Raw genomic sequence first — 18,312 nt, 5'->3', positions numbered from 1 at the left:
GGCGTCGGGCAGGTTCCTGACGACTCCGTAGAGGGCCGCGAGGCCCGCGGCGACGCCGATCCACATCCAGTGCATCCTGTGCCTCCAACGTCGTGGGCTCAGTTCTTCTGCGGTACGGGGTTCTTCTGCGGCACGGGGTTCTGCGGTACGGGGGTGGCACGGCGCGCGAGCAGGTCGAGCACCCGGTCCACCGCCGGCTCCACCGCCGCTTCGACGGGCGCGCTGAGCCCCATGCCCTCCGCCGTGTCCAGGGGCTCGCAGCCGATGACGTACACCTCGTCGGGAAGGGTGCCGCCCGCGCCGGCGTGCAGGTCGTGCAGCAGGCCGAGGACGGTGGCGGGGTCCATGGCGTGGATGTCGAGCGGGCCGGGTGCGGGGCGGGCGTCCGGCGGCCGCGGCCCGACGTCGATGGTGTAGAGCGTGCCGGGCGGGCCTTCCCGGCCGACGATGTCGACGAGGACGAGGGTCCGGTAGCCCTCCAGCAGCTTGTACGCGAGGTGGACCCCGCGGATTCCGGCGTCCATCAGCTCGGTGCCGGGCGGCAGGCGGGACGGGTCGAGGCGGCCGAGCCGCCGGACCGTCTCCACGCCGAAGCCGTCGTCCTGGAGGAAGATGTTGCCGACCCCGGCGACGAGTGTGCGCGCGGGCGTCCGCGTCGCGGTCATGGCTCCTCCTCCCGCAGCGGGGACACCTCGTCGGGCTTGAAGTAGAGGAAGCGGCCCTGTTGGCGGCGGATGTCGTTGCCCGGGTCGTCGTCCAGGACGACCGCGAGGTGCACCTCCCCGTCCAGGTCCGCAACCACGGCTTCGACGGTGGCCGGGCAGCCCCGCAGGAAGGCGTCCTGGGCGTCCGTGCGGCGGGCGCCCGGGGCGAGGAGCACCCGGCTGCCCTCGCCGACCGCCTCGCCGTCGATGGAGACGGTGGCGGGGGCGTCGGCCGCCTCGGGGTCCTGCTGCGGGTCCCACCAGGGGTGCCCCGCGCCTTCGGGGAGGCTGAGCCCGGCGGTGGGCGCGGCGGTCTCGGTGGGCTCCTCCCCCGTGACCTCGCGCAGCCCCCGGATCGCCCCGTGCAGCCGTTCCCGTACCGCTTCGGGCATGGTGTCGACCAGGTCGATGACCTCGGCGGCGCGGGTGTCGGTGCCGCGTGCCTCGCGCTTCTCGTGCTCGGTGAGGGCGGCGGTGCGCAGCGAGAGGATCTCGTCGATCTCGGTGGCGTCGTAGAGGGGGCCGGGGCTCTCGTCGGCGAGGGCGGGGTGGTCCTCCAGGATGATCGGCGAGGAGAGCACGACGTCCTCCCGGTCGGCCGGTCCGGCGAGGACGGGCCAGGTGTTCTCGTTGCGCAGTTCCGCGACGGCGGGGCGGGCCCATTCGGGCGGGTCGGTCATCGACAGGAAGCGGCCGCCCTCCACCGCGAGGAGCAGATGCGCGCCGATCATGCTGTGCGGGAGGACGTCGTCGCGGCTGCCGCCGGGCCCGGACGGGGGCGCGTCGACGGTGTTGTCCACAGTGACGGTGAGGCGGGAGAGCCGGTAGGGGCCGGGGAGTTGTTCGATGTACGGGCGGATCTCCCCGGAGAGCCGGCCGCGTCGGCGTACCAGCCGGCCCAGGGTGCGGCCCTCCGCGTCGAGCACCGGTTCGTGTTCGGTGCCGGGCGGCAGGTCGAAGGTGACGGTACGGGTGTGGGCCTGCTCCCCCGTGAGTTCGGCGAGGGGCGCGTGGAGCCGGACGCGTTCCTCGTGGCCCTCGTCCCAGGGGACCAGGACCCGGTCGGGCAGCTCCAGTGCGGGCACCTCGGTGTAGGAGCCGTCGGGTTCGAGGCGTTCGACGGTCCGCCGCCGCACGTGCAGGAAGCGCAGTTCGGCGTGGAGCCGGTCGCCGGAGCGGGGTTCCAGGAGGATGTCGGTGCGCTGCCCGGCGTGTTCGCCGCCGTCGGCGGTGCGGGCCGGCGGCACCAGGACGCCGAACTGCCAGCGCATCCGGTTCTTGGCGGAGGAGGCGCGGTAGGGGTAGAGGACGTAGCCCTCGAAGAGGACGGCGTCGGCGACCGTGCGGGCGTGGTCGAGCGCCTCGTCGAGGGTGGCCGCGAGGTCCGGGGCGCGGTGCGGAGCGGTCATCTCACTCGGCCCCTTTCGGCTGTGCGGCTTCCGCCGCCGCTGCGGCTTGCGCGGTGGCGAGGAGGTCCTCGAAGACGCGCTCCCAGGAGGGCAGGGCGCGCGCGGACCGGTAGCGGCGCAGGTCCTCCAGGCAGTCCTTGCGCAGGCGCAGCCAGCCCGTGTTGGGGAAGTAGGCCTCGATCAGCTCCTGCCACACGGCCACCGGCATCAGGCAGGACGCTTCCTTGTGCCAGGGGATCGGCTCGGCGCGGAAGCTGCTCCGGCCGGTGAAGACGGTGCCGGAGAAGAGCATCAGCAGCGGTACCTCGCCGCGCGCGAGGGCCCGGAAGTAGGAGGCGGAGGCGACCTCGGTGTCGTAGGTGCAGGGCACCGGGAGGTCGATGTGGGTGGTGCCGGTGAAGGCGGGCACGGTGAGCGAGGCGTGGGCGAACTGGAGCGGTTTGAGGGTGCTGCTCCAGCGGCTTGGCTCGCCGAACAGGTCGCCCAGCATGTCGACCTCGTCCGGGTCGTAGGTGCGCTTGGCGGGCTCGATGCGGATCTGGCAGCGCAGGGCGACGGCGTGGACGGGCAGATGGTCGCGTTCCTCGATGCGCAGGCCGAACAGGAGCGTGGGGCTCGCGCCGAAGGGCTCGGGCCGGACGCCGGTGCAGCGGAAGTCGAGGTCGGTCACGGGGCGCCCCCGGGAGTCCTCGCGCTTTCGGTCCCGGCCGCCGCGGGCAGCGGCCGGGCGCGGGACGCGACGCGGTCGAAGAACTCCGCGAGCGCGGCGCGGGCCTCGGATCCGCCGTCGAAGCCCTTCCAGTGGAGCCGCATCCGGCCGACGAGTTCGTAACAGACGTCGATGGGGACGAGGGTGCAGGTGGCGGGCCGGTCGCGTTCGGCGTGCAGCAGCAGGGCCTCGACGTCGTCCTCCAGCAGCCCGGCCAGGCGGGTGGAGCCGATGACGGCGTCCCAGGTCGCGGGGTCGAGTTCGCTCTCGGTCGCTCCGGCGGGGCTCGGGTAGAAGGCGGCGAACCGGTCGAGGGCGGAATTGCGGAAGAAGAAGGCGAGCCCGACGGGGATCTGGAGGCGGTTCCAGCCCTCGCCGTCGAGTGTGAAGTCCGGGTCGGTGAGGTAGCGGTCGGGAACGGCACGGAAGCGGCCCTGCCCCGCGCCGGGCCGGGTGAAGAGCAGATGGCAGGGCGGGCAGGAGCATTTGAGGGAGCGTCGGGCGGTGTCGACCAGGTGCCGGTGTTCCTCGGGCAGCGGCTCCCCGCACAGTTCGCACCGCTCCCCCGGCGGCGGGGGCCGGCGGGTGAACTGGGCCAGCACGTTGGCGCTCACGATCCGGCCCCCAGCAGTTCGGGCAGCGCGACCCGGACGGCCCCGTCCTCCTCCAGGAGCGGCAGCGGTTCCAGGTGGGTGCGCTCGCCGCGCCCCGCGTGCCGTACGTCGAACCGGGCGGCGCACGCGGCGCAGCTGAGGAACTCCCCGTCGAGCGGGGCGGTGCGCAGGTCGGCCCCGCAGCCGGGGCAGCGGTCGCGGTAGGCGTAGAGGTTGCCGGGGAGCCGGACGAGCAGGAGTTCGTTGCCCTCGATGTCGGCGACGCGGGTGGTGCGGTCGTGCGCGGGCAGCACCGGTCCGGACAGGGTGTGCCAGCGCGGCGGTTCGGCGGGTGCGTCGCTCCGCACGGGCTCGGGTGCCGCGCCCGGGGCGTCGTCGGGCGGGCGGGGCTGGATCTGGAGCAGCGGCGGTTCGGCGGGGGTGGCCTCGGCGACGCCTTCGACCTCGATGTGCGCGATCTCGGGGGCGAGGCGGGCGACGGCTTCCTCGATGGTCCAGCGCACGGTCTGGGTGGAGGACGGGCAGCCGTCGCAGCTGCCGCGCAGCCGCAGTCGGAGTGTGGGTCCTTCGGGGGTTTCGGTGTCGAGGCCGGCGATGTCCACGTCGCCGGAGTGGGAGCCGAGGTAGGGGCGGACCTTGTCGAGGGCGCGGCCGACCCGGGTCATCGTGTCCTCGGGGTGCAGGTCGTGCAGGATGAGCAGGTCGCCGACGAGTTCGTCCGCGGTGAGCACGGACAGCGGGTCGGCCCCGGCCGGTGCCGAGCGCAGCAGCCGTACGGTGCGGGCGAGGCCCTCGCCGTAGAACTCCACGACGCTCCGCACCAGTTCGTCGGCGGTCTCGCGGGCTCCGGGTCCGGCCTCGCGTCCCAGTCGGTCCAGCAGTTCGCCGATGCGTGCACCGGGGTCGGCTCCCGCCATCGTGGGCCCCTCTCGTCAGCCGCCCGCCAGTCCGCTCAGGCCGGTCGGCATATGGGTCTGCTCGACGGTGCGGCCGCCGCCGACGTACATGTGCACACCGCACGGCAGGCACGGGTCGAAGCTGCGGACGGCCCGCATGATGTCGATGCCCTTGAAGTTCTCGGGCGGGTTCTCCTCGAAGATCGGCGTGTTCTGGACGGCGTCCTCGTACGGTCCGGGGGTGCCGTAGCTGTCGCGGACGCTGCCGTTCCACGGGGTCGGCGGGTACGGGTGGTAGTTGGCGATCTTCCCGTCCCGGATGACCATGTGGTGGGAGAGGACGCCGCGTACCGCCTCGGTGAATCCGACGCCGATCGACTCGTCGGGGACGTCGAACTGCTCCCAGGTCTGGGTGCGTCCGGCGCGGACCTCCTCCATCGCCTGTTCGGCGAAGTGGAGGGCGGCGGCGGCCGCGTACGCCTGGAAGTAGGTGCGGGCCCGGTTGCGTTCGATGGCGTTGGACCACTGCGGGATCTTCCACTCCAGCGCCATTTCCGGCTTGGTCATGGTGCGCGGGAGGTTGATCTGGACGCTGTGGCCGGTGGCCTTGATGTAGCCGATGTCGACGAGTCCGGACAGGGCCGTGGACCAGAGGCGGGCGATGGGGCCGCCGCCGGTGTCCAGGGCGAGGTGGTCGGTGCCGTCGAACCAGCGCGGCGACATCACCCAGCTGTACTTGTCGTCGAAGTCGCGCTTCTGCGGGGCCGGGATGGTGTGCTGGTTCCAGGGGTGGCGTTCGTCCAGCTCGTTGCCGAGCGGGTCGCGTTCGACGAACTTGCCCATGCCCGCCCAGTCCTCGTAGTACGAGGAGCCGAGGAGGATGCGGATGCCGAGGTTGATGTCGACGAGGCTGTTGGTGACGAGTTTGCCGTCCACGACGACGCCCGGGGTGACGAACATCTTGCGGCCCCAGTCCTCCATCGTGGCGTACTTGAAGTCGCAGAACTCCGGGTCGTTGAGGGCGCCCCAGCAGCCGAGCAGGATGCGCCGGCGGCCGACCTCCTCGTACCCGGGCAGCGCCTCGTAGAAGAAGTCGAAGAGGTCGTCGTGGAGCGGGACGACCCGCTTCATGAACTCCACGTAGCGGGTGAGGCGGGTGAGGTAGTCGGTGAAGAGCTGGATCGTCGCCACCGTGCCGACGCCGCCCGGGTAGAGCGTGGAGGGGTGCACATGGCGGCCCTCCATCAGGCAGAACATCTCCCGGGTGTAGCGGCTGACCTGGAGCGCCTCGCGGTAGAACTCGCCCTCCAGCGGGTTCAGCGAGCGCATGATGTCGGCGATGGTGCGGTAGCCGTGGTCGGCGGCGTGCGGGGCCTCGGTGCGTGTCGCGAGTTCGAGGACTCCGGGGTTGGTCTCGCGGACCATCCGCTCGCAGTAGTCCACGCCGACCAGGTTCTCCTGGAAGATGTTGTGGTCGAACATGTACTCGGCGGCCTCACCGAGGTTGATGATCCACTCGCCGAGATGCGGGGGCGCGACCCCGTACGCCATGTTCTGCGCGTAGACGGAACAGGTGGCGTGGTTGTCGCCGCAGATGCCGCAGATACGGCTGGTGATGAAGTGGGCGTCGCGCGGGTCCTTGCCCTTCATGAAGACGCTGTAGCCGCGGAAGATCGACGAGGTGCTGTAGCACTCCGCGACCCGCTTCGCGGCGAAGTCGATCTTGGTGTGGATGCCGAGGCTGCCGACGATGCGCGTGATCGGGTCCCACGACATCTCCATGAGGCCGTCAGCGTCGACGACGGGTTTGCCGGTCGCAGTCGCCATGGTCCCGCGCCGCCTTCCTGGTAGGTCGTGCTGCTCGCCCTGGCCCTACGGCCTTCGGGGGGTGCCGGAGGCCCGGGTCACCAGGGCGGCCGGTAGCCGGTCTTGATCGTCTCGGTCTTCGACCGCCACTTCGGTTCCTTGTCGACCGTCTTCGCGGTGAAGTGGCGCAGCCGCCGGATGACGGAGCCGTACACACCGCTCGCCGCGGCCGAGACATGACCGCCCGGCGGCTCGTCCATGAACGGCATGAACTTGTCCGGGAAGCCCGGCATGGTGCAGCCGATGCAGATGCCGCCGACGTTCGGGCAGCCGCCGACCCCGTTGATCCAGCCGCGCTTGGGCACGTTGCACTTGACGACCGGGCCCCAGCAGCCGAGTTTCACCAGGCACTGCGGGGAGCCGTACTCCTCGGCGAACTGGCCCTGCTCGTAGTAGCCGGCCCGGTCGCAGCCCTCGTGGACGGTGGCGCCGAACAGCCAGGTGGGCCGCAGCTCCTCGTCCAGCGGAATCATGGGCGCGGCGCCGGCGGCCTGGTAGAGCAGGTACAGCAGGGTCTCGGAGGCGTTGTCGGGATGGACGGGGCAGCCGGGGATGCAGACGATCGGGATGCCCGCCTTGGACTTCCACTCCCAGCCCAGATAGTCCGGTACGCCCATGGCTCCGGTGGGGTTGCCCGCCATGGCGTGGATGCCGCCGTAGGTGGCGCAGGTGCCGATGGCGACGACGGCGAGGGCCTTGGGGGTGAGGCGGTCGAGCCATTCGCTGGTGGTGATCGGCTGGCCGGTCTCGGGGTCGTCGCCGAAGCCGCACCAGTAGCCCTCGGGCTTGATGCGCTCGTTCGGGATGGAGCCCTCGACCACCAGGACGAAGGGTTCCAGCTCGCCCCGGTCGGCCTTGAAGAACCACTCGACGAAGTTGTCGGCGCCCTGGACGGGCCCGCACTCGTAGTCGATCAGCGGCCAGTGGACGGCGACCTTGGGCAGGCCGGGGAGGGCGCCGAGGGCGAGCTCCTCGATGCTCGGCTGGGTGGCGGCGGTGAGCGAGACGGAGTCCCCGTCGCAGCTCAGCCCCGCGTTGATCCACAGAATGTGAACGGTCGGGTCTTCCTGAGGTGTGTCCAGTACGTCCGTGTCGGCCGTAGTGGCGGTCGGGGCGTCCATGAGCCCTCCTCGGTCGGCCCGCTTCAGGATCTCTGGCCAGCAGCCTGTCTCCTGGGTACCCCGAGGACGCCCCGGCAGGTAAGTGCGGCGTGGCCCTATTGCCCGTGTGCACCTGCCCGGTCGGCGCGCCGACCGGGCAGGACACCCCCTGGGGCTGGTCCGTCGCGGGCTGCTCAGGCCTCCGCGAGCACGGCGTCGATCTCGCCGAGGAAGTCGTCCAGGTCGCCGGGGTCGCGTGAGGTGATCAGCGACCAGCCCTCGGCGTCGTCGCGGACCACCGGCTTGTCGACCCAGGTGCCGCCCGCGTTGGTGATGTCGGTCCGCAGCGAGGCGTACGAGGTCAGCGTCTTGCCCCGGACGTAGCCGCCCTCGATCAGCGCCCACGGCCCGTGGCAGATGGCGGCCACCGGCCGGCCGGACGCCGCGAACGAGCTGACGATCCGGGTGGTGGCCTCCTCCAGGCGCAGCGAGTCGGCGTTCAGCGTGCCGCCCGGGACCAGCAGAAGGTCGTACGCGGCGGGGTCGACGTCCTCCAGCGTGAGGTCGGGCCGCACGGTCCTGCCGGGGTCACGGTCGCCGACGAGCGTGCGGATCTCGTCGGTGGCGACCGCCGCCACGCTGACCTGCGCCCCGTGTCCGCGCAGATGCTCCACGGGGACGACGAGTTCGTCCTGTTCGACGCCGTAGTTGGTGACGATGGCCAGAATCCGGCGGTCGTCGAGAGCGGTGGTGGACATGGACTGCTCCGTTCCTCGGGTGCTCTGGTTCTTCTGCTTCCTCGGGTGCTCTGGTCTTGTGCTCTTCTGATGTCGTTCGTCCGGCGCCGCTCACCCGGCCGTGACGCGGACGCATTCGGCGACGGTGTCGCGCAGGCTCCCGGTCCGGGCCAGGATGTCGCGCTGCACCCGTGCCCCGTTCCCGCGCCGGTGCACCGCGGCCACGGCCCTCTCCGCGGATTCCCGGTCGCCGTTGTCCTCCAGGGCGTCCCGCACGTGGTCCAGCAGGGCCCGCAGGACGTCGGGGGCGGGCTCCGGCCGCAGGGTGCGGGGATGCACGAGCCGGTCCTCCAGCCCCGAGCGGCCCGCCCGCCAGGTGGCCACACGCAGGACCGACGTGTCGACGTCCGGCGGCGGCTCTCCGGCGCGCCACTGCCGGGCGGCCGTGTCCACCAGACCTCGCACCAGGGTGGCCAGCAGCACGGTGTCGGCCGGGTCCAGACAGACGTCCGCGATCCTCACCTCCACGGTGGGGTAGCGGTGCGAGAGGCGCGCGTCGAAGTAGACCATCCCCTCGTCCCGGAGCGCTCCGGTGCCCACCAGGGACCGCACCCGGTCGTGGTACGCCTCGGCCGAGCCGTGGACGTCCACCGGACCGGCCGACGGCCACCGCCCCCACACCTGGCTGCGGTAGCTGCTGTACCGGCTGTCCTGGCCCTGCCAGAACGGGGAATTGGCGCTCAGGGCGAGCAGGGCGGGAAGCCAGCAGCGCATCCGGTCGAGCACGGCGACGCCCTCCTCGTCCGAGGCCACCGAGACATGGACGTGGCAGCCGCAGGTCAGCTGTTCCTGTGCGGTCAGTCCGTAGTGCTCCGCCATCCACCGGTACCGCTCGCCCGTGCCGATGGTCGGGCTGACCGGCAGCGGCGAGGTCGCCATGGCCACGACCGACGTTCCGGCGTCGGCGGCGTGCCGTACGGCCTCGGCCCGCCACCGGTGGACCGCGTCGGCGAGTTCGCCCATGTCCGCGCACGGATGCGTGGCGAATTCCAACTGCTGGCGGTGGAGTTCCGACTCGAAGGCGGACTCGCCGACCGCGTCCTTCTCGGCGAGCGCCAGCACCGCGGAGGACAGGGCCCGGGCCTCTCCGCTCGCCGCGTCGACCAGCAGCAGTTCTTCCTCTACACCCACCGTACGGGCCACAGCGCCATCCCCTTCGATCGGCGGCGATCAGGCGGGTACCCGCACCCGGGCGGGCCACACACCACGGGCGGCGCGTCCGCGGCTCCGCGCCGCGCGGCGCACTCCGGCCGGCGGCCCGGAGCTCCCAATATGGCCGGGCACCGCGAGCCCCGCATCTTCTTCTTCCGTAGCGTGGTGCGGGAGGCCGCGACACGTGTCCGGGGCCTCACCGCGCCGGGAGACTGCTTCGCCGGGCAGCGGGTACCCAGCAGAGCGCGTCACCAGCCCCCGGTCGCACCGGGGCCGTACGAAAGGAAGCTCTCATGACCGACCGCAGGCCGGAAGGCACCGCCTACACCGGGGCTTCCGGCAGCCCGCCCCCCGTACCGGCGGACATGCCCGACCAGCAGAACCAGGAGGGCGAGGACGCTCTCGACATACCGATACCGGACCGGGTGGCCCGTGCGAGCGGTCACCCCGACCCGGACGAGGCCGGGGCCGGCCGGGACACGCCGCGCAACGCGGGTGCGCACCCCGACGAGCACCCGACCCCGGAGGAGTCGACGGGCTAGCCGGCCGGCGGCGGCCCGGAACGCCCCGGAGCCCCGGAACGCGGTGCGTTCCGGGGCTCCGGGGTCGGTCAACCCGGATCAGGCGGTGGTGATGTTCTCCGCCTGCGGGCCCTTCTGGCCCTGGGTGATGTCGAAGGTCACCGCCTGGCCTTCCTGGAGCTCACGGAAGCCGGTGGAGTTGATGTTGGAGTAGTGCGCGAAGACGTCGGGACCGCCGCCGTCCTGCGCGATGAAGCCGAAGCCCTTTTCCGAGTTGAACCACTTGACGGTTCCGCTGGCCATGCCCGTACCTCTCAGCAGTAAACGGATCCGCACCGCGCGGACCCGGAGGTGATCGCCCTGGTTCTCAGGCACTGCACAGCAAAACGCCCGCGCCAGGCGCGGGCAGGTACTGCGAACCACGACATCTTCCGGCGACGCTACACGGCGGGATCACTCCTCACCAGAGAGCAACGCCATTTTGCTGTGGATCACCTTCACGGTCACCGGCTCGTACCACACCGACTACGGTCCGTTCAGGGCCTGTCGGCGCCCCGGGCGACCCCGCGCGCCCACAGGACCAGCGGCACCTGGAGCGGCAGCCGCGCATAGGCCGCGACCCGCTGCGGCCGGGGCCGGTGACGCCAGTCGACCGCCATCTGCACATTGGCCGGAAACACCCCGACGAGGAAACCGGCGGTCACCCGGGCGGCGGACGCGCGGGTCCGGGGGTGGGCGAGGCCCGCGGCCAGGGCGAGTTCGACCACTCCGCTGGCATACGTCCAGGTGCGGGGCTTTCCGGGCAGGATCCGGGGCACGGTGGAGTCGAAGGCCTTCGGGACGGCGAAGTGGAGCACCGCCGCTCCGCCCATGAGCCCGGCGAGCAGGACGGCGGAACGCGACTGGCGGGACATGCTTCTCCTTCGTCGACGGGGCTTACTTGGGAGTAAGTTACGGGTTCCCGGCGCGACCCGCACCCCTCAGGGCGCCAGCAGCCGCCAGAGCAGCAGCAACCCCACACCGCAGACGAGCAGCCCGGCGACCAGGGCCAGCGTTCCCCGGCGTACGTTGTCGGGCTGGAAGCCGCCGAGCACGCTGAAGCACAGCCGGACCCCGTGGGCCACGGCCAGCAGCCCGCACGCGGTGACGGCGAACCCGGCCGCGATGGCGTCCCACTGGTCCTCGAACGCCCTTTGGTACGGCCCCGGCTCCCGGGTGGCCAGTACATATCCGGCCGAGGTGAGCAGAGCGGCGGGGAAGGCCACCAGGCCGAAGAAGACGGTCAGGCGTCGGATCACCGGAACGCCCCTCTTTCCACCGGGAAGCGGGAGAGGCGTTCACGGACCGACTGCTTCAGCCGTTCCTCCCACCGGTCGCGCTCGGCGACATGGGTGAACAGCTCCCGCATCCGGTTCACCTCCTCGATCATGGCGCGTTCCTCCTCCGCGAACCGCCGGTTCAGCGGCCGTTCGATCCTCAGCAGAAGGGCCACGCAGGCCGCGAGCGAGAGCGCCGCCACGGCCAGGCCGGCCACGACGAGCACGCCCCCGGGGCCGTCGCCCGTGGCGGCGGCGAGCGCCAGCACCACCGGGATCAGCACCGCGAGGGAGGCCGAGGCGATCCGGGGCCGGCGGACCCGTCGCCGCCGCGCGCTCAGGGCCTGGACGCCGGCCAGTCGCCGTTCCGCGGCCGTCAGGGTCCTAAGGAACGCCGCTCCGCCGTCGATCGCGGCCATGTCAGCCCCCGTTCCGCTGGGTGATGAACGACTGGAGTTCCTGGCCGAAATGGGTGCGCAACGCGCCGATCTGCGCGTCGTCGAGCTGGGACGTCTCCACGGGCAGCCCCGGAAGGTACTGGTGGCGGATCAGCCGGGAGGCCATCGGCAGGACGGACAGCCGCAGCGACGTCTCGTTCTCCAGGTCCCGCATGAGCGCGGCGAACGGGGACTCGCGGCGGGACCGCCCGGGGATGTAGTGGTCGCGCGCCTCATCCAGCCGGTCCCAGTACAGATCGGTCTTGGACACCGCCACGATCAGCCAACGCAGCCGCTTGGCCAGCTGTCCGTCGATGATCGCGTCGACCAGCAGCCGGAAGTCGGCCGCCTCCTTGCGGCGGTGCCAGTTCCGTACGGCTTCCCGGTCGACGACGCCGTCGGCGGCGAGCGCCTCGTGGACGTCGCGCTGGGAGGCGCGCTGCCAGATCCTGTTGTGGCCCCAGCAGACGACGTGGACGATGCCGTGCGGGGAGGCCTCGCCGCCCATGGTGTCGTGCAGGGCCCGTTGCCGCTCGGTGGACAGCTGCCCCGGGATGACGGTGATGGCGGCCCGGGTGCGGCGGTTGCCGGAGCGCAGGACCGCGGCGTGCTTCTCGATGTCGGGGCTGCGGGAGCTGTCGCTGTCGCCCGTGCGGATCGACTGTGCCAGCGCGTCGTACAGCACGGTCTTGCCCGCGCCCGCCTCGCCGGTGACGGCGACGGGGTTGACCGAGAGGCCGAGCCGTCCGTTCAGGGTGGCCACGCCCGGCCCGGGCGCCGGGCCGCCGCCGTCCACCGCGTGCCGGACGCTCTCCCACCGTGATCGGGTGTTCTCCCAGACGTCGGGCACGCGCGCAGCTCCCCCGGGTAGGCCGATGGGGAGATGCTATCGATCAACAGGGCGCGGTGCACCGGCACTTGCGGGATTCACTGGATGAACCGGGGCAGCCAGCGCGCCTGGTAGTCGGGGTGGCCCGCGTACTCCGCGGCGAGCTGCCGTACGGCGAAGCCGAGGCCCACCGCACGGCCGGAGCGGAAGTCCTCGGCCGGGCGGTCGGTGTCCAGGTCGGCCACCTCGACGTACTCGCCGAGCATCACGCGGTTCGTCTCGATGCGCTCCAGGGTCCGCGCGGGGTTCTGGAGGGCGATGTGCTGGTCGAAGCCCCGGCCGCGCACCGTGAACGCCACGCCGCCGGTGCGGTCGTGGACCTCGCCCGGCACGTCGGCCGGGCACCGCCATCGGTCCCCGCCGGCGGCCAGGGCGACCTGTTCCTCGTCGGCGAGCCGTGCCTTGACGAAGGCCACCATGTCTGCGTTGCCGGCCATTGGATGCCGCTCCCTTGCGCTGATGGATCTCTGCACTCGATACGGGGAGCATTCTGGTGGACCGGACGCGGCACGATCCACCTCCGCATCCGGTTCACCCCACCGTGTCCCCCGCACCGCTCGCGGCCAGGTCGGCGAGGACCTTGTGCAGGGGTTCGGTCTTCCGGCGGCGGTACTCCTGCACCGCCCAGCCGTTGCCGTCCGGGTCGGTGAAGTACATGAAGGTCGCCCCGTCGTCGGGGGCGTACCGCTGCGGCTCGGAGACCTCGACGCCCCGGCCGACGAGCTCGGCGTGCGCGGCCTCGATGTCGGTGACGCAGAGCTGGAGGCCGTGGTACGTGCCCGGCTGCGGAGTGCCGGTCGGGTTGGGCAGCCCTTCGGTGAGGGCGATCGAACAGCCGGATCCGGGCGGCGTGAGCTGGACGACGCGGGCGCCCGGCATCACCTCGCCGTCGATGTCGACGTGGAAGCCGAGCTTGTCCCGGTAGAAGTCCCGGGCCCGGTCGACGTCGGTCACGGGCAGCACGATCACTTCGAGGGTCCAGTCCATGGGTCAGTGCCCTTTCGCGGGTCGGTCGGTGTCCGGGTCGGCCCCTGGCTCGTCCGGGGCGGTGGGTGGTGTGTCCGGGTCGGATCGCGGCGTGTCGGCCACGGCGTCTTCATCCCCGACCCCATCCTCGGAGGCCGCATCCGCCTCTCCGGCGAGCGGCGTCGTGCTGCCCTGGAGGCGGGCCAGGTCGGCGGGCCGGACCTGGATGATGAACAGGGCGACCAGGGCGGCGAACACGGCGAAGCACGCGGCGACGATAAAGGCGCTGGAGACGCCCGAGGTGAGCACCTCGTCGCCCCAGGGCGGCGGCAGCTCGCCGGTCCTGCGGAACTCCAGGAGCTGGGCGGGGGTGCCCTCCTGGAGAAATCTCGGCACCTGGTCGGTCGCCTCGTTGCGGCTGGCCGTGCCGAACGTCGTGACCAGGATCGACAGCCCCAGCGAGCCGCCGACCTGCTGGGTGGCGTTGAGGATGCCGGAGGCGGCGCCCGCCTCCTTCGGCGCGACGCCCGAGACCGCCATCAGGGTCAGCGACACGAACTGCATGCCCATGCCGAAGCCGAACACCAGCATCGGGCCGAGGATCGAGCCGAGGTAGGAGCTGTGGACGTCGGTCAGCGTCAGCCAGCCGAGCCCGACGGCGGCCAGGAGCGCGCCCACCACCATGAAGGGTTTGGGTCCCCAGCGGGGCAGCAGCTGCGAGGCCAGGCCGGCGCTGACCGCGATGACGGCGCTCACCGGCAGGAAGGCGAGGCCGGCCCGCAGCGGGCTGAAGTCGAGGACGTTCTGCACGAACAGGGTGAGGAAGAAGAACATCCCGAACATCGCCGCGGCGAGGCTGAGCATCATCGCGTAGGACCCGGCGCGGTTGCGGTCACGGAACATCCACAGCGGCGTGATGGGCTGTTTCGAGCCGCGTTCGACCATGATGAACACCGCTAGGAGCACCACGGCAGCCGCGAACGAGCCGAGGGTGAGCGGGTCGGTCCAGCCGTCCTCGGAGGCGCGGATGAAACCGTAGACGAGCAGCACCATGCCGACCGTCGACGTGAGCGCGCCGGCGATGTCGAAGTGGCCCGGCCGGCGTTCGGACTCGGGGATGAAGCGCGGGGTCGCGAAGGCGATCAGCAGGCCGATGGGGACGTTGACGAACAGCACCCAGCGCCAGTCGAGCCACTCCACCAGCAGCCCGCCGGCGAGCAGTCCGATCGCGCTGCCGCCCGCCGAGACGGCGGCGAACACCCCGAACGCACGGTTGCGTTCGGGGCCCTCGCGGAAGGTGGTGGTGATCAGCGACAGGGCGGTGGGCGAGGCGATGGCGCCGCCGACACCCTGGAGGGAGCGGGCGGCCAGCAACTGCCAGCCCTCCTGGGACAGTCCGCCGAGCAGCGAGGCGAAGACGAAGAGGAGCACGCCGAAGATGAAGACCCGGCGGCGGCCGAGGATGTCGCCGAGGCGTCCGCCGAGCAGCAGCAGTCCGCCGAAGGTGAGGGTGTAGGCGTTGACCACCCAGGAGAGGTTCTCGGTGGAGAACCCCAGGTCCTTCTGCATGTGCGGCAGCGCGATGTTGACGATGGTGACGTCGAGCACCACCATCAGCTGGCACGAGGCGATGACCAGCAGCGCCAGTCCGCCCCGGTGTCGGTCAGAGGTCTTTGCCGTGTCTGCGGGGGTCGCGTGGGAGCCCGTCATAGTGCGGTTCGTCTCTCGTGCCGAGGGCAGTGCGCCCCGTGGGAGCTGCCGGTCTCCGCGTCGGTCGGGTGAGCGCGGGCGTTCACCCGACCGACGTTATGACGGAACCCGGGGCCTCGCCAATCGAGCCGTCGACAGGTCCGCGCGGGCCTCCCGGCTCACTGGAGCGCGTGGACCGCGGCGCGGAAGACGGCGGGCGCCCGGTGGGCCGCGGCGACGATCAGCCGCCCCGAGGACGGGTGCCCGGCGGCGCCCAGCAGGGCCGCCGTGAGGAGGCGGTAGCGCCGGGTGGCCCTGGCCCACCGGCGGGGGTAGTCCTCGGGCCGCCCGGCGGTCAGACAGTCGACCGCGGCCGTGGCGGTGGCCACCGCGAGGGCGATGCCCTCCCCGGTCAGGGCGTCCACATAGCCCGCCGCGTCGCCGACCAGCAGGACGCGCCCGGCCCGCGGGCCCAGCGCCCGCTGCCGCAGCGGACCGGCCCCGCGTACGGGGGTGGCCCCGGGTCCGTCCGCGAGCCGGGCCGCGAGGGCGGGGAAGGCGGCCAGGTGCTGGTCGTAGGGGCGGCGGTCGCGGCTCAGGACGGCCACCCCCACCAGGCGTTCGCCGACCGGGGTCACGTACGCCTCGCCGTGCCGGGACCAGTGCACCTCGACGTGGTCGGTCCACGGGGCGAGCGGGTAGTGGCGGCGCAGACCGTAGCGTCCGGGCCCGGGCACGGGCCGGTCGAGGCCCAGGGTGCGGCGCAGCGGCGAGTGGAGGCCGTCGGCGGCGATGAGCCAGCGCGCGGTGAGCCCGGCGGCGGTGACGCTGCGCTCGTCCTGGCGGATCTCCCCCACCTTCGCGGCGACGACGCGTACGCCGAGGGCGGCGGCCCGCTCGTGCAGGGCGGTGTGCAGGTCGGTGCGGCGGACACCCGCGCCGGGGCCGCCCCGGAAGGCCGCCTCCGCGCTGCGCAGGCCGTCGGTGTAGCGGATGCCGCGCAGCTCGTGGCCCCTCACCCGTACGCCGAGGTCACGCAGGGCCGCGACGCCGCCGGGCATGATGCCCTCGCCGCACGCCTTGTCGACGGGGGCGGTGCGCGGTTCGACGACCACCGCTTCCAGGCCCTCCTGCGCGGCCCGGATCGCGGCGGCCAGTCCGGCCGGTCCGCCGCCGGCGACCAGGACGTCGATCACGCCGGCGCGTCCACGGCCGGGAGGCGGTCCAGCGCCCGGTCCTCGCACCGGATCCGTACGGCCATGAGCGCGGCGTTGAGGGCGGTGAACACCAGGGCGGTCGCCCACGCCCCGTGGACCAGGGGCAGTGCGAGGCCTTCGGCGGCGACGGCGACGTAGTTGGGGTGACTCAGCCACCGGTAGGGGCCGCCGGTGACGCGGGGCAGTCCGGGGACGACGATGACGCGGGTGTTCCAGCGGGGTCCGAGTGCGCGGATGCACCACCAGCGCAGCGCCTGCGCGGCCACGACGACGGCGACCATCGTCCAGCCGAGGACGGGCAGGAAGGGACGCTCGGCGAGCCGGACCTCCGCCAGACAGCCGACCAGCAGGGCGGTGTGCAGCGCGACCATGGCCGGATAGTGTCCGCGGCCCGATTCGACACCGCCGCGGGCGAGGCTCCAGCGGGTGTTGCGGCGGGCCACGACGAGTTCGGCGAGGCGCTCGGCGGCGACGGCCAGCACGAGGAGGGTGTACCAGGTCATGGGGCGGGCTCCGGTTCACGGGCGGGCGGGCGGACGAGCACGAGTGGCGGGCCGTCGGGTCTCTCCGTCCTACCAGCGCAGGAGCACCAGTTCGCAGCAGAACCCCGGGCCCATGGCCAGCAGTAGCCCGGGCGTGCCCGGTTCCGGCCGGCGCTGTTCGATGGTGTCCCGCAGGACGTGCAGGACCGAGGACGAGGACAGGTTGCCGACGTCGGCCAGCGAGCGCCAGGTGACGTCGAGCGCGCCGTCGGGCAGATCGAGGACCTCGGTGACGGTCTCCAGCACCTTGGGGCCGCCCGGGTGGCACACCCAGTGGGCGACGTCCTTCGGTTTGAGGCCGTGCTCGTCGAGGAACTCCCATACGTCGTCGGCGAGATAGCGGCGGACGACATCGGGCACCGCCGGGTCGAGGACCACGGTGAAGCCGGTGGAGCCGATGTCCCAGCCCATGACGTGCTCGGTGTCCGGGTACATCCGGCTGCGGGTGGCCACGATCTCGGGTCCGGCGACGGCACGGCGGCCGCCGAGCGCGACCACGGCGGCGGCTCCGTCGCCGAACAGCGCGGTCGCCACCAGGTTGGCGGGCGAGGCGTCCTGGCGCTGGAAGGTGAGGGAGCAGAGCTCGACCGACAGGAGCACGGCCACGTCGTCGGGGTGGCCGAGGAGGTAGTCGTGCAGCCGGGCCGTCCCGGCGGCTCCGGCGACGCAGCCGAGGCCGAAGACGGGCAGCCGTTTGACGTCCGACCGCATCCCGAGGCGGGTCACCAGCCGGGCGTCGACGGAGGGGGCGGCGATGCCGGTGACGGAGGTGAACATCAGCAGGTCCACATCGGTGGGCCGCAGCCCCGCCGCCCGCAGCGCACCGCGTACGGCCTGGGCGCCGAGGTCGACGGCGGACCGGATGAACACGTCGTTGGAGGCGCCGAATCCGTCGAGGCCGCGGTAGGCGTCCAGCGGCAGCACGGTGTGCCGGGTGCGGACCCGGGCGTTCTCGTGGAGCCGGTCCAGGACCCGGCGGTCGGCGCCGGGCGGCAGGCAGGTTCGGGCCACCATGTCGGTGACCTCGCGCTGGGTGTGGCGGTGGGGCGGCAGGGCCCCGTGCACCGCGGCGATGCGGGTCATCCTGCCTCCTGCGTCGGTGGCGTCATGACCCCATCCTGCCCACAGAACGTGATGAATCGTGGCAAAGGACCCGCCCGGTCGTCGCATTGACGGGGTGACAGGCCCCTACGATCGCCCGATGGACGCCACGGACAGGGTGAGCCCGGCGGACGCGGTGCCGGCCGGAGCGGTTCCGGCCGGCACCACCCCGGCCGACGCGGTTCCGGTGGGCTCGGTGCGGCGGGGCCGGGTCGTGGGGCTCGCGCTCGCGTGCCACCCGGGGCCGGCGCTCGCGGTGACCGCGCTCGCCTGCGCCCTCGCCCTCGGCTCCGGTCTCGGCGGGCCACGCTCCGCACTGGTCACGGCGGCGGTGCTGACCGGTCAGCTCTCGGTGGGCTGGTGCAACGACGCGTACGACGCCCGGCG

21 protein-coding genes and 1 pseudogene are annotated in these 18,312 nt (G+C 72.5%); 2 read left to right on the top strand and 20 right to left on the bottom strand.

Going from position 1 to position 18,312, the window contains the following annotated elements:
- Positions 1–98: 98 nt before the first annotated feature.
- The 9 genes from G3I54_RS11605 to G3I54_RS11565 all read right to left on the bottom strand — a co-directional run bounded on the left by G3I54_RS11605 (position 99) and on the right by G3I54_RS11565 (position 9,238).
- Positions 99–665 carry a hydrogenase maturation protease gene (locus tag G3I54_RS11605; protein ID WP_164613752.1) on the bottom strand — a complete coding sequence of 189 codons (567 nt, stop codon included), beginning with the start codon at positions 663–665 and terminating at the stop codon, positions 99–101.
- Positions 662–2,113, bottom strand: coding sequence for a hypothetical protein (locus G3I54_RS11600; RefSeq protein WP_164613750.1), 1,452 nt, complete (start codon positions 2,111–2,113; stop codon positions 662–664). Before G3I54_RS11600 ends, G3I54_RS11605 begins: the two co-directional genes overlap by 4 nt.
- A 1-nt stretch (position 2,114) precedes the next feature.
- On the bottom strand, positions 2,115–2,783 hold the full coding sequence (locus tag G3I54_RS11595; RefSeq protein ID WP_164613748.1) for a DUF6084 family protein: 669 nt from the start codon (positions 2,781–2,783) through the stop codon (positions 2,115–2,117).
- Positions 2,780–3,436 carry a DUF5947 family protein gene (locus G3I54_RS11590; protein ID WP_343240312.1) on the bottom strand — a complete coding sequence of 219 codons (657 nt, stop codon included), beginning with the start codon at positions 3,434–3,436 and terminating at the stop codon, positions 2,780–2,782. Before G3I54_RS11590 ends, G3I54_RS11595 begins: the two co-directional genes overlap by 4 nt.
- Entirely contained in the window at positions 3,433–4,353 is a 921-nt protein-coding gene (locus G3I54_RS11585) for a NifU family protein (RefSeq protein ID WP_164613746.1), read from the bottom strand. Before G3I54_RS11585 ends, G3I54_RS11590 begins: the two co-directional genes overlap by 4 nt.
- 15 nt (positions 4,354–4,368) lie before the next feature.
- Positions 4,369–6,159, bottom strand: coding sequence for a nickel-dependent hydrogenase large subunit (locus G3I54_RS11580; RefSeq protein ID WP_164613744.1), 1,791 nt, complete (start codon positions 6,157–6,159; stop codon positions 4,369–4,371).
- Between the two features lie 77 nt (positions 6,160–6,236).
- Entirely contained in the window at positions 6,237–7,319 is a 1,083-nt protein-coding gene (locus G3I54_RS11575) for a hydrogenase expression protein HypE (protein ID WP_164613742.1), read from the bottom strand.
- A 173-nt stretch (positions 7,320–7,492) separates the two neighbouring features.
- The gene (locus G3I54_RS11570) at positions 7,493–8,056 is read right to left on the bottom strand and encodes a DJ-1/PfpI/YhbO family deglycase/protease (RefSeq protein WP_164613740.1); all 564 of its coding nucleotides are present in this window, start codon (positions 8,054–8,056) and stop codon (positions 7,493–7,495) included.
- 90 nt (positions 8,057–8,146) lie between these two features.
- Positions 8,147–9,238 carry a glutamate--cysteine ligase gene (locus G3I54_RS11565; protein ID WP_164613738.1) on the bottom strand — a complete coding sequence of 364 codons (1,092 nt, stop codon included), beginning with the start codon at positions 9,236–9,238 and terminating at the stop codon, positions 8,147–8,149.
- A 302-nt stretch (positions 9,239–9,540) separates the two neighbouring features.
- On the opposite strand from G3I54_RS11565, the gene G3I54_RS11560 reads away from it, so the two are divergent.
- Complete coding sequence (locus tag G3I54_RS11560) at positions 9,541–9,789, top strand: hypothetical protein (protein ID WP_164613736.1); 249 nt, start codon at positions 9,541–9,543, stop codon at positions 9,787–9,789.
- A 78-nt stretch (positions 9,790–9,867) separates the two neighbouring features.
- Here the strand turns inward: G3I54_RS11560 and G3I54_RS11555 are convergent, their stop codons facing one another.
- From G3I54_RS11555 to G3I54_RS11505, 11 genes are all read right to left on the bottom strand, one after another.
- Positions 9,868–10,071: a cold-shock protein gene (locus tag G3I54_RS11555; RefSeq protein ID WP_003964323.1), complete on the bottom strand. Its 204-nt coding sequence runs from the start codon at positions 10,069–10,071 to the stop codon at positions 9,868–9,870.
- Positions 10,072–10,304: 233 nt separating this feature from the next.
- Positions 10,305–10,682 (bottom strand): hypothetical protein, encoded by a 378-nt coding sequence (locus G3I54_RS11550; RefSeq protein WP_164613734.1) that lies wholly within the window; start codon positions 10,680–10,682, stop codon positions 10,305–10,307.
- Between the two features lie 66 nt (positions 10,683–10,748).
- Positions 10,749–11,066, bottom strand: a complete 318-nt coding sequence (locus G3I54_RS11545; protein WP_164613731.1) for a hypothetical protein — start codon at positions 11,064–11,066, stop codon at positions 10,749–10,751.
- Positions 11,063–11,503 (bottom strand): hypothetical protein, encoded by a 441-nt coding sequence (locus G3I54_RS11540; RefSeq protein ID WP_164613729.1) that lies wholly within the window; start codon positions 11,501–11,503, stop codon positions 11,063–11,065. Before G3I54_RS11540 ends, G3I54_RS11545 begins: the two co-directional genes overlap by 4 nt.
- Before the next feature lies 1 nt (position 11,504).
- Positions 11,505–12,371 (bottom strand): hypothetical protein, encoded by an 867-nt coding sequence (locus tag G3I54_RS11535; RefSeq protein WP_164613727.1) that lies wholly within the window; start codon positions 12,369–12,371, stop codon positions 11,505–11,507.
- A 77-nt stretch (positions 12,372–12,448) separates the two neighbouring features.
- Positions 12,449–12,847: a DUF6221 family protein gene (locus G3I54_RS11530; protein WP_164613725.1), complete on the bottom strand. Its 399-nt coding sequence runs from the start codon at positions 12,845–12,847 to the stop codon at positions 12,449–12,451.
- A 94-nt stretch (positions 12,848–12,941) separates the two neighbouring features.
- Entirely contained in the window at positions 12,942–13,397 is a 456-nt protein-coding gene (locus tag G3I54_RS11525) for a VOC family protein (protein ID WP_164613724.1), read from the bottom strand.
- 3 nt (positions 13,398–13,400) lie between these two features.
- Positions 13,401–15,086 (bottom strand): MFS transporter, encoded by a 1,686-nt coding sequence (locus G3I54_RS11520; RefSeq protein ID WP_164613722.1) that lies wholly within the window; start codon positions 15,084–15,086, stop codon positions 13,401–13,403.
- A 158-nt stretch (positions 15,087–15,244) separates the two neighbouring features.
- Positions 15,245–16,261, bottom strand: coding sequence for an FAD-dependent monooxygenase (locus tag G3I54_RS11515; protein WP_164613720.1), 1,017 nt, complete (start codon positions 16,259–16,261; stop codon positions 15,245–15,247).
- A complete protein-coding gene (locus G3I54_RS11510; protein ID WP_164613718.1) occupies positions 16,258–16,785 on the bottom strand; it encodes an isoprenylcysteine carboxyl methyltransferase family protein in 528 nt (175 codons plus the stop codon). Before G3I54_RS11510 ends, G3I54_RS11515 begins: the two co-directional genes overlap by 4 nt.
- Positions 16,786–16,854: 69 nt before the next feature.
- Positions 16,855–17,907: a 3-oxoacyl-[acyl-carrier-protein] synthase III C-terminal domain-containing protein gene (locus tag G3I54_RS11505; RefSeq protein WP_164613716.1), complete on the bottom strand. Its 1,053-nt coding sequence runs from the start codon at positions 17,905–17,907 to the stop codon at positions 16,855–16,857.
- Positions 17,908–18,025: 118 nt separating this feature from the next.
- Here G3I54_RS11505 and G3I54_RS11500 point away from each other — a divergent pair.
- A pseudogene (locus G3I54_RS11500) lies at positions 18,026–18,312 on the top strand (hypothetical protein); the annotation flags it as partial.

The sequence above is a fragment of the Streptomyces sp. SID14515 genome, from assembly GCF_010548505.1.
GTDB lineage: Bacteria > Actinomycetota > Actinomycetes > Streptomycetales > Streptomycetaceae > Streptomyces > Streptomyces caviscabies.
Note: the sequence above shows the minus strand (reverse complement) of the source record. Positions and strands in the feature narration are given on the sequence as shown.

Bases quoted from the DNA above. Each gene is read 5' to 3' on its own strand.
- G3I54_RS11605 (WP_164613752.1), bottom strand. From the start codon at position 665: ATGACCGCGACGCGGACGCCCGCGCGCACACTCGTCGCCGGGGTCGGC.
- G3I54_RS11600 (WP_164613750.1), bottom strand. From the start codon at position 2,113: ATGACCGCTCCGCACCGCGCCCCGGACCTCGCGGCCACCCTCGACGAG.
- G3I54_RS11585 (WP_164613746.1), bottom strand. From the start codon at position 4,353: ATGGCGGGAGCCGACCCCGGTGCACGCATCGGCGAACTGCTGGACCGA.
- G3I54_RS11580 (WP_164613744.1), bottom strand. From the start codon at position 6,159: ATGGCGACTGCGACCGGCAAACCCGTCGTCGACGCTGACGGCCTCATG.
- G3I54_RS11575 (WP_164613742.1), bottom strand. From the start codon at position 7,319: ATGGACGCCCCGACCGCCACTACGGCCGACACGGACGTACTGGACACA.
- G3I54_RS11570 (WP_164613740.1), bottom strand. From the start codon at position 8,056: ATGTCCACCACCGCTCTCGACGACCGCCGGATTCTGGCCATCGTCACC.
- G3I54_RS11560 (WP_164613736.1), top strand. From the start codon at position 9,541: ATGACCGACCGCAGGCCGGAAGGCACCGCCTACACCGGGGCTTCCGGC.
- G3I54_RS11555 (WP_003964323.1), bottom strand. From the start codon at position 10,071: ATGGCCAGCGGAACCGTCAAGTGGTTCAACTCGGAAAAGGGCTTCGGC.
- G3I54_RS11550 (WP_164613734.1), bottom strand. From the start codon at position 10,682: ATGTCCCGCCAGTCGCGTTCCGCCGTCCTGCTCGCCGGGCTCATGGGC.
- G3I54_RS11540 (WP_164613729.1), bottom strand. From the start codon at position 11,503: ATGGCCGCGATCGACGGCGGAGCGGCGTTCCTTAGGACCCTGACGGCC.
- G3I54_RS11530 (WP_164613725.1), bottom strand. From the start codon at position 12,847: ATGGCCGGCAACGCAGACATGGTGGCCTTCGTCAAGGCACGGCTCGCC.
- G3I54_RS11525 (WP_164613724.1), bottom strand. From the start codon at position 13,397: ATGGACTGGACCCTCGAAGTGATCGTGCTGCCCGTGACCGACGTCGAC.
- G3I54_RS11520 (WP_164613722.1), bottom strand. From the start codon at position 15,086: ATGACGGGCTCCCACGCGACCCCCGCAGACACGGCAAAGACCTCTGAC.
- G3I54_RS11510 (WP_164613718.1), bottom strand. From the start codon at position 16,785: ATGACCTGGTACACCCTCCTCGTGCTGGCCGTCGCCGCCGAGCGCCTC.
- G3I54_RS11505 (WP_164613716.1), bottom strand. From the start codon at position 17,907: ATGACCCGCATCGCCGCGGTGCACGGGGCCCTGCCGCCCCACCGCCAC.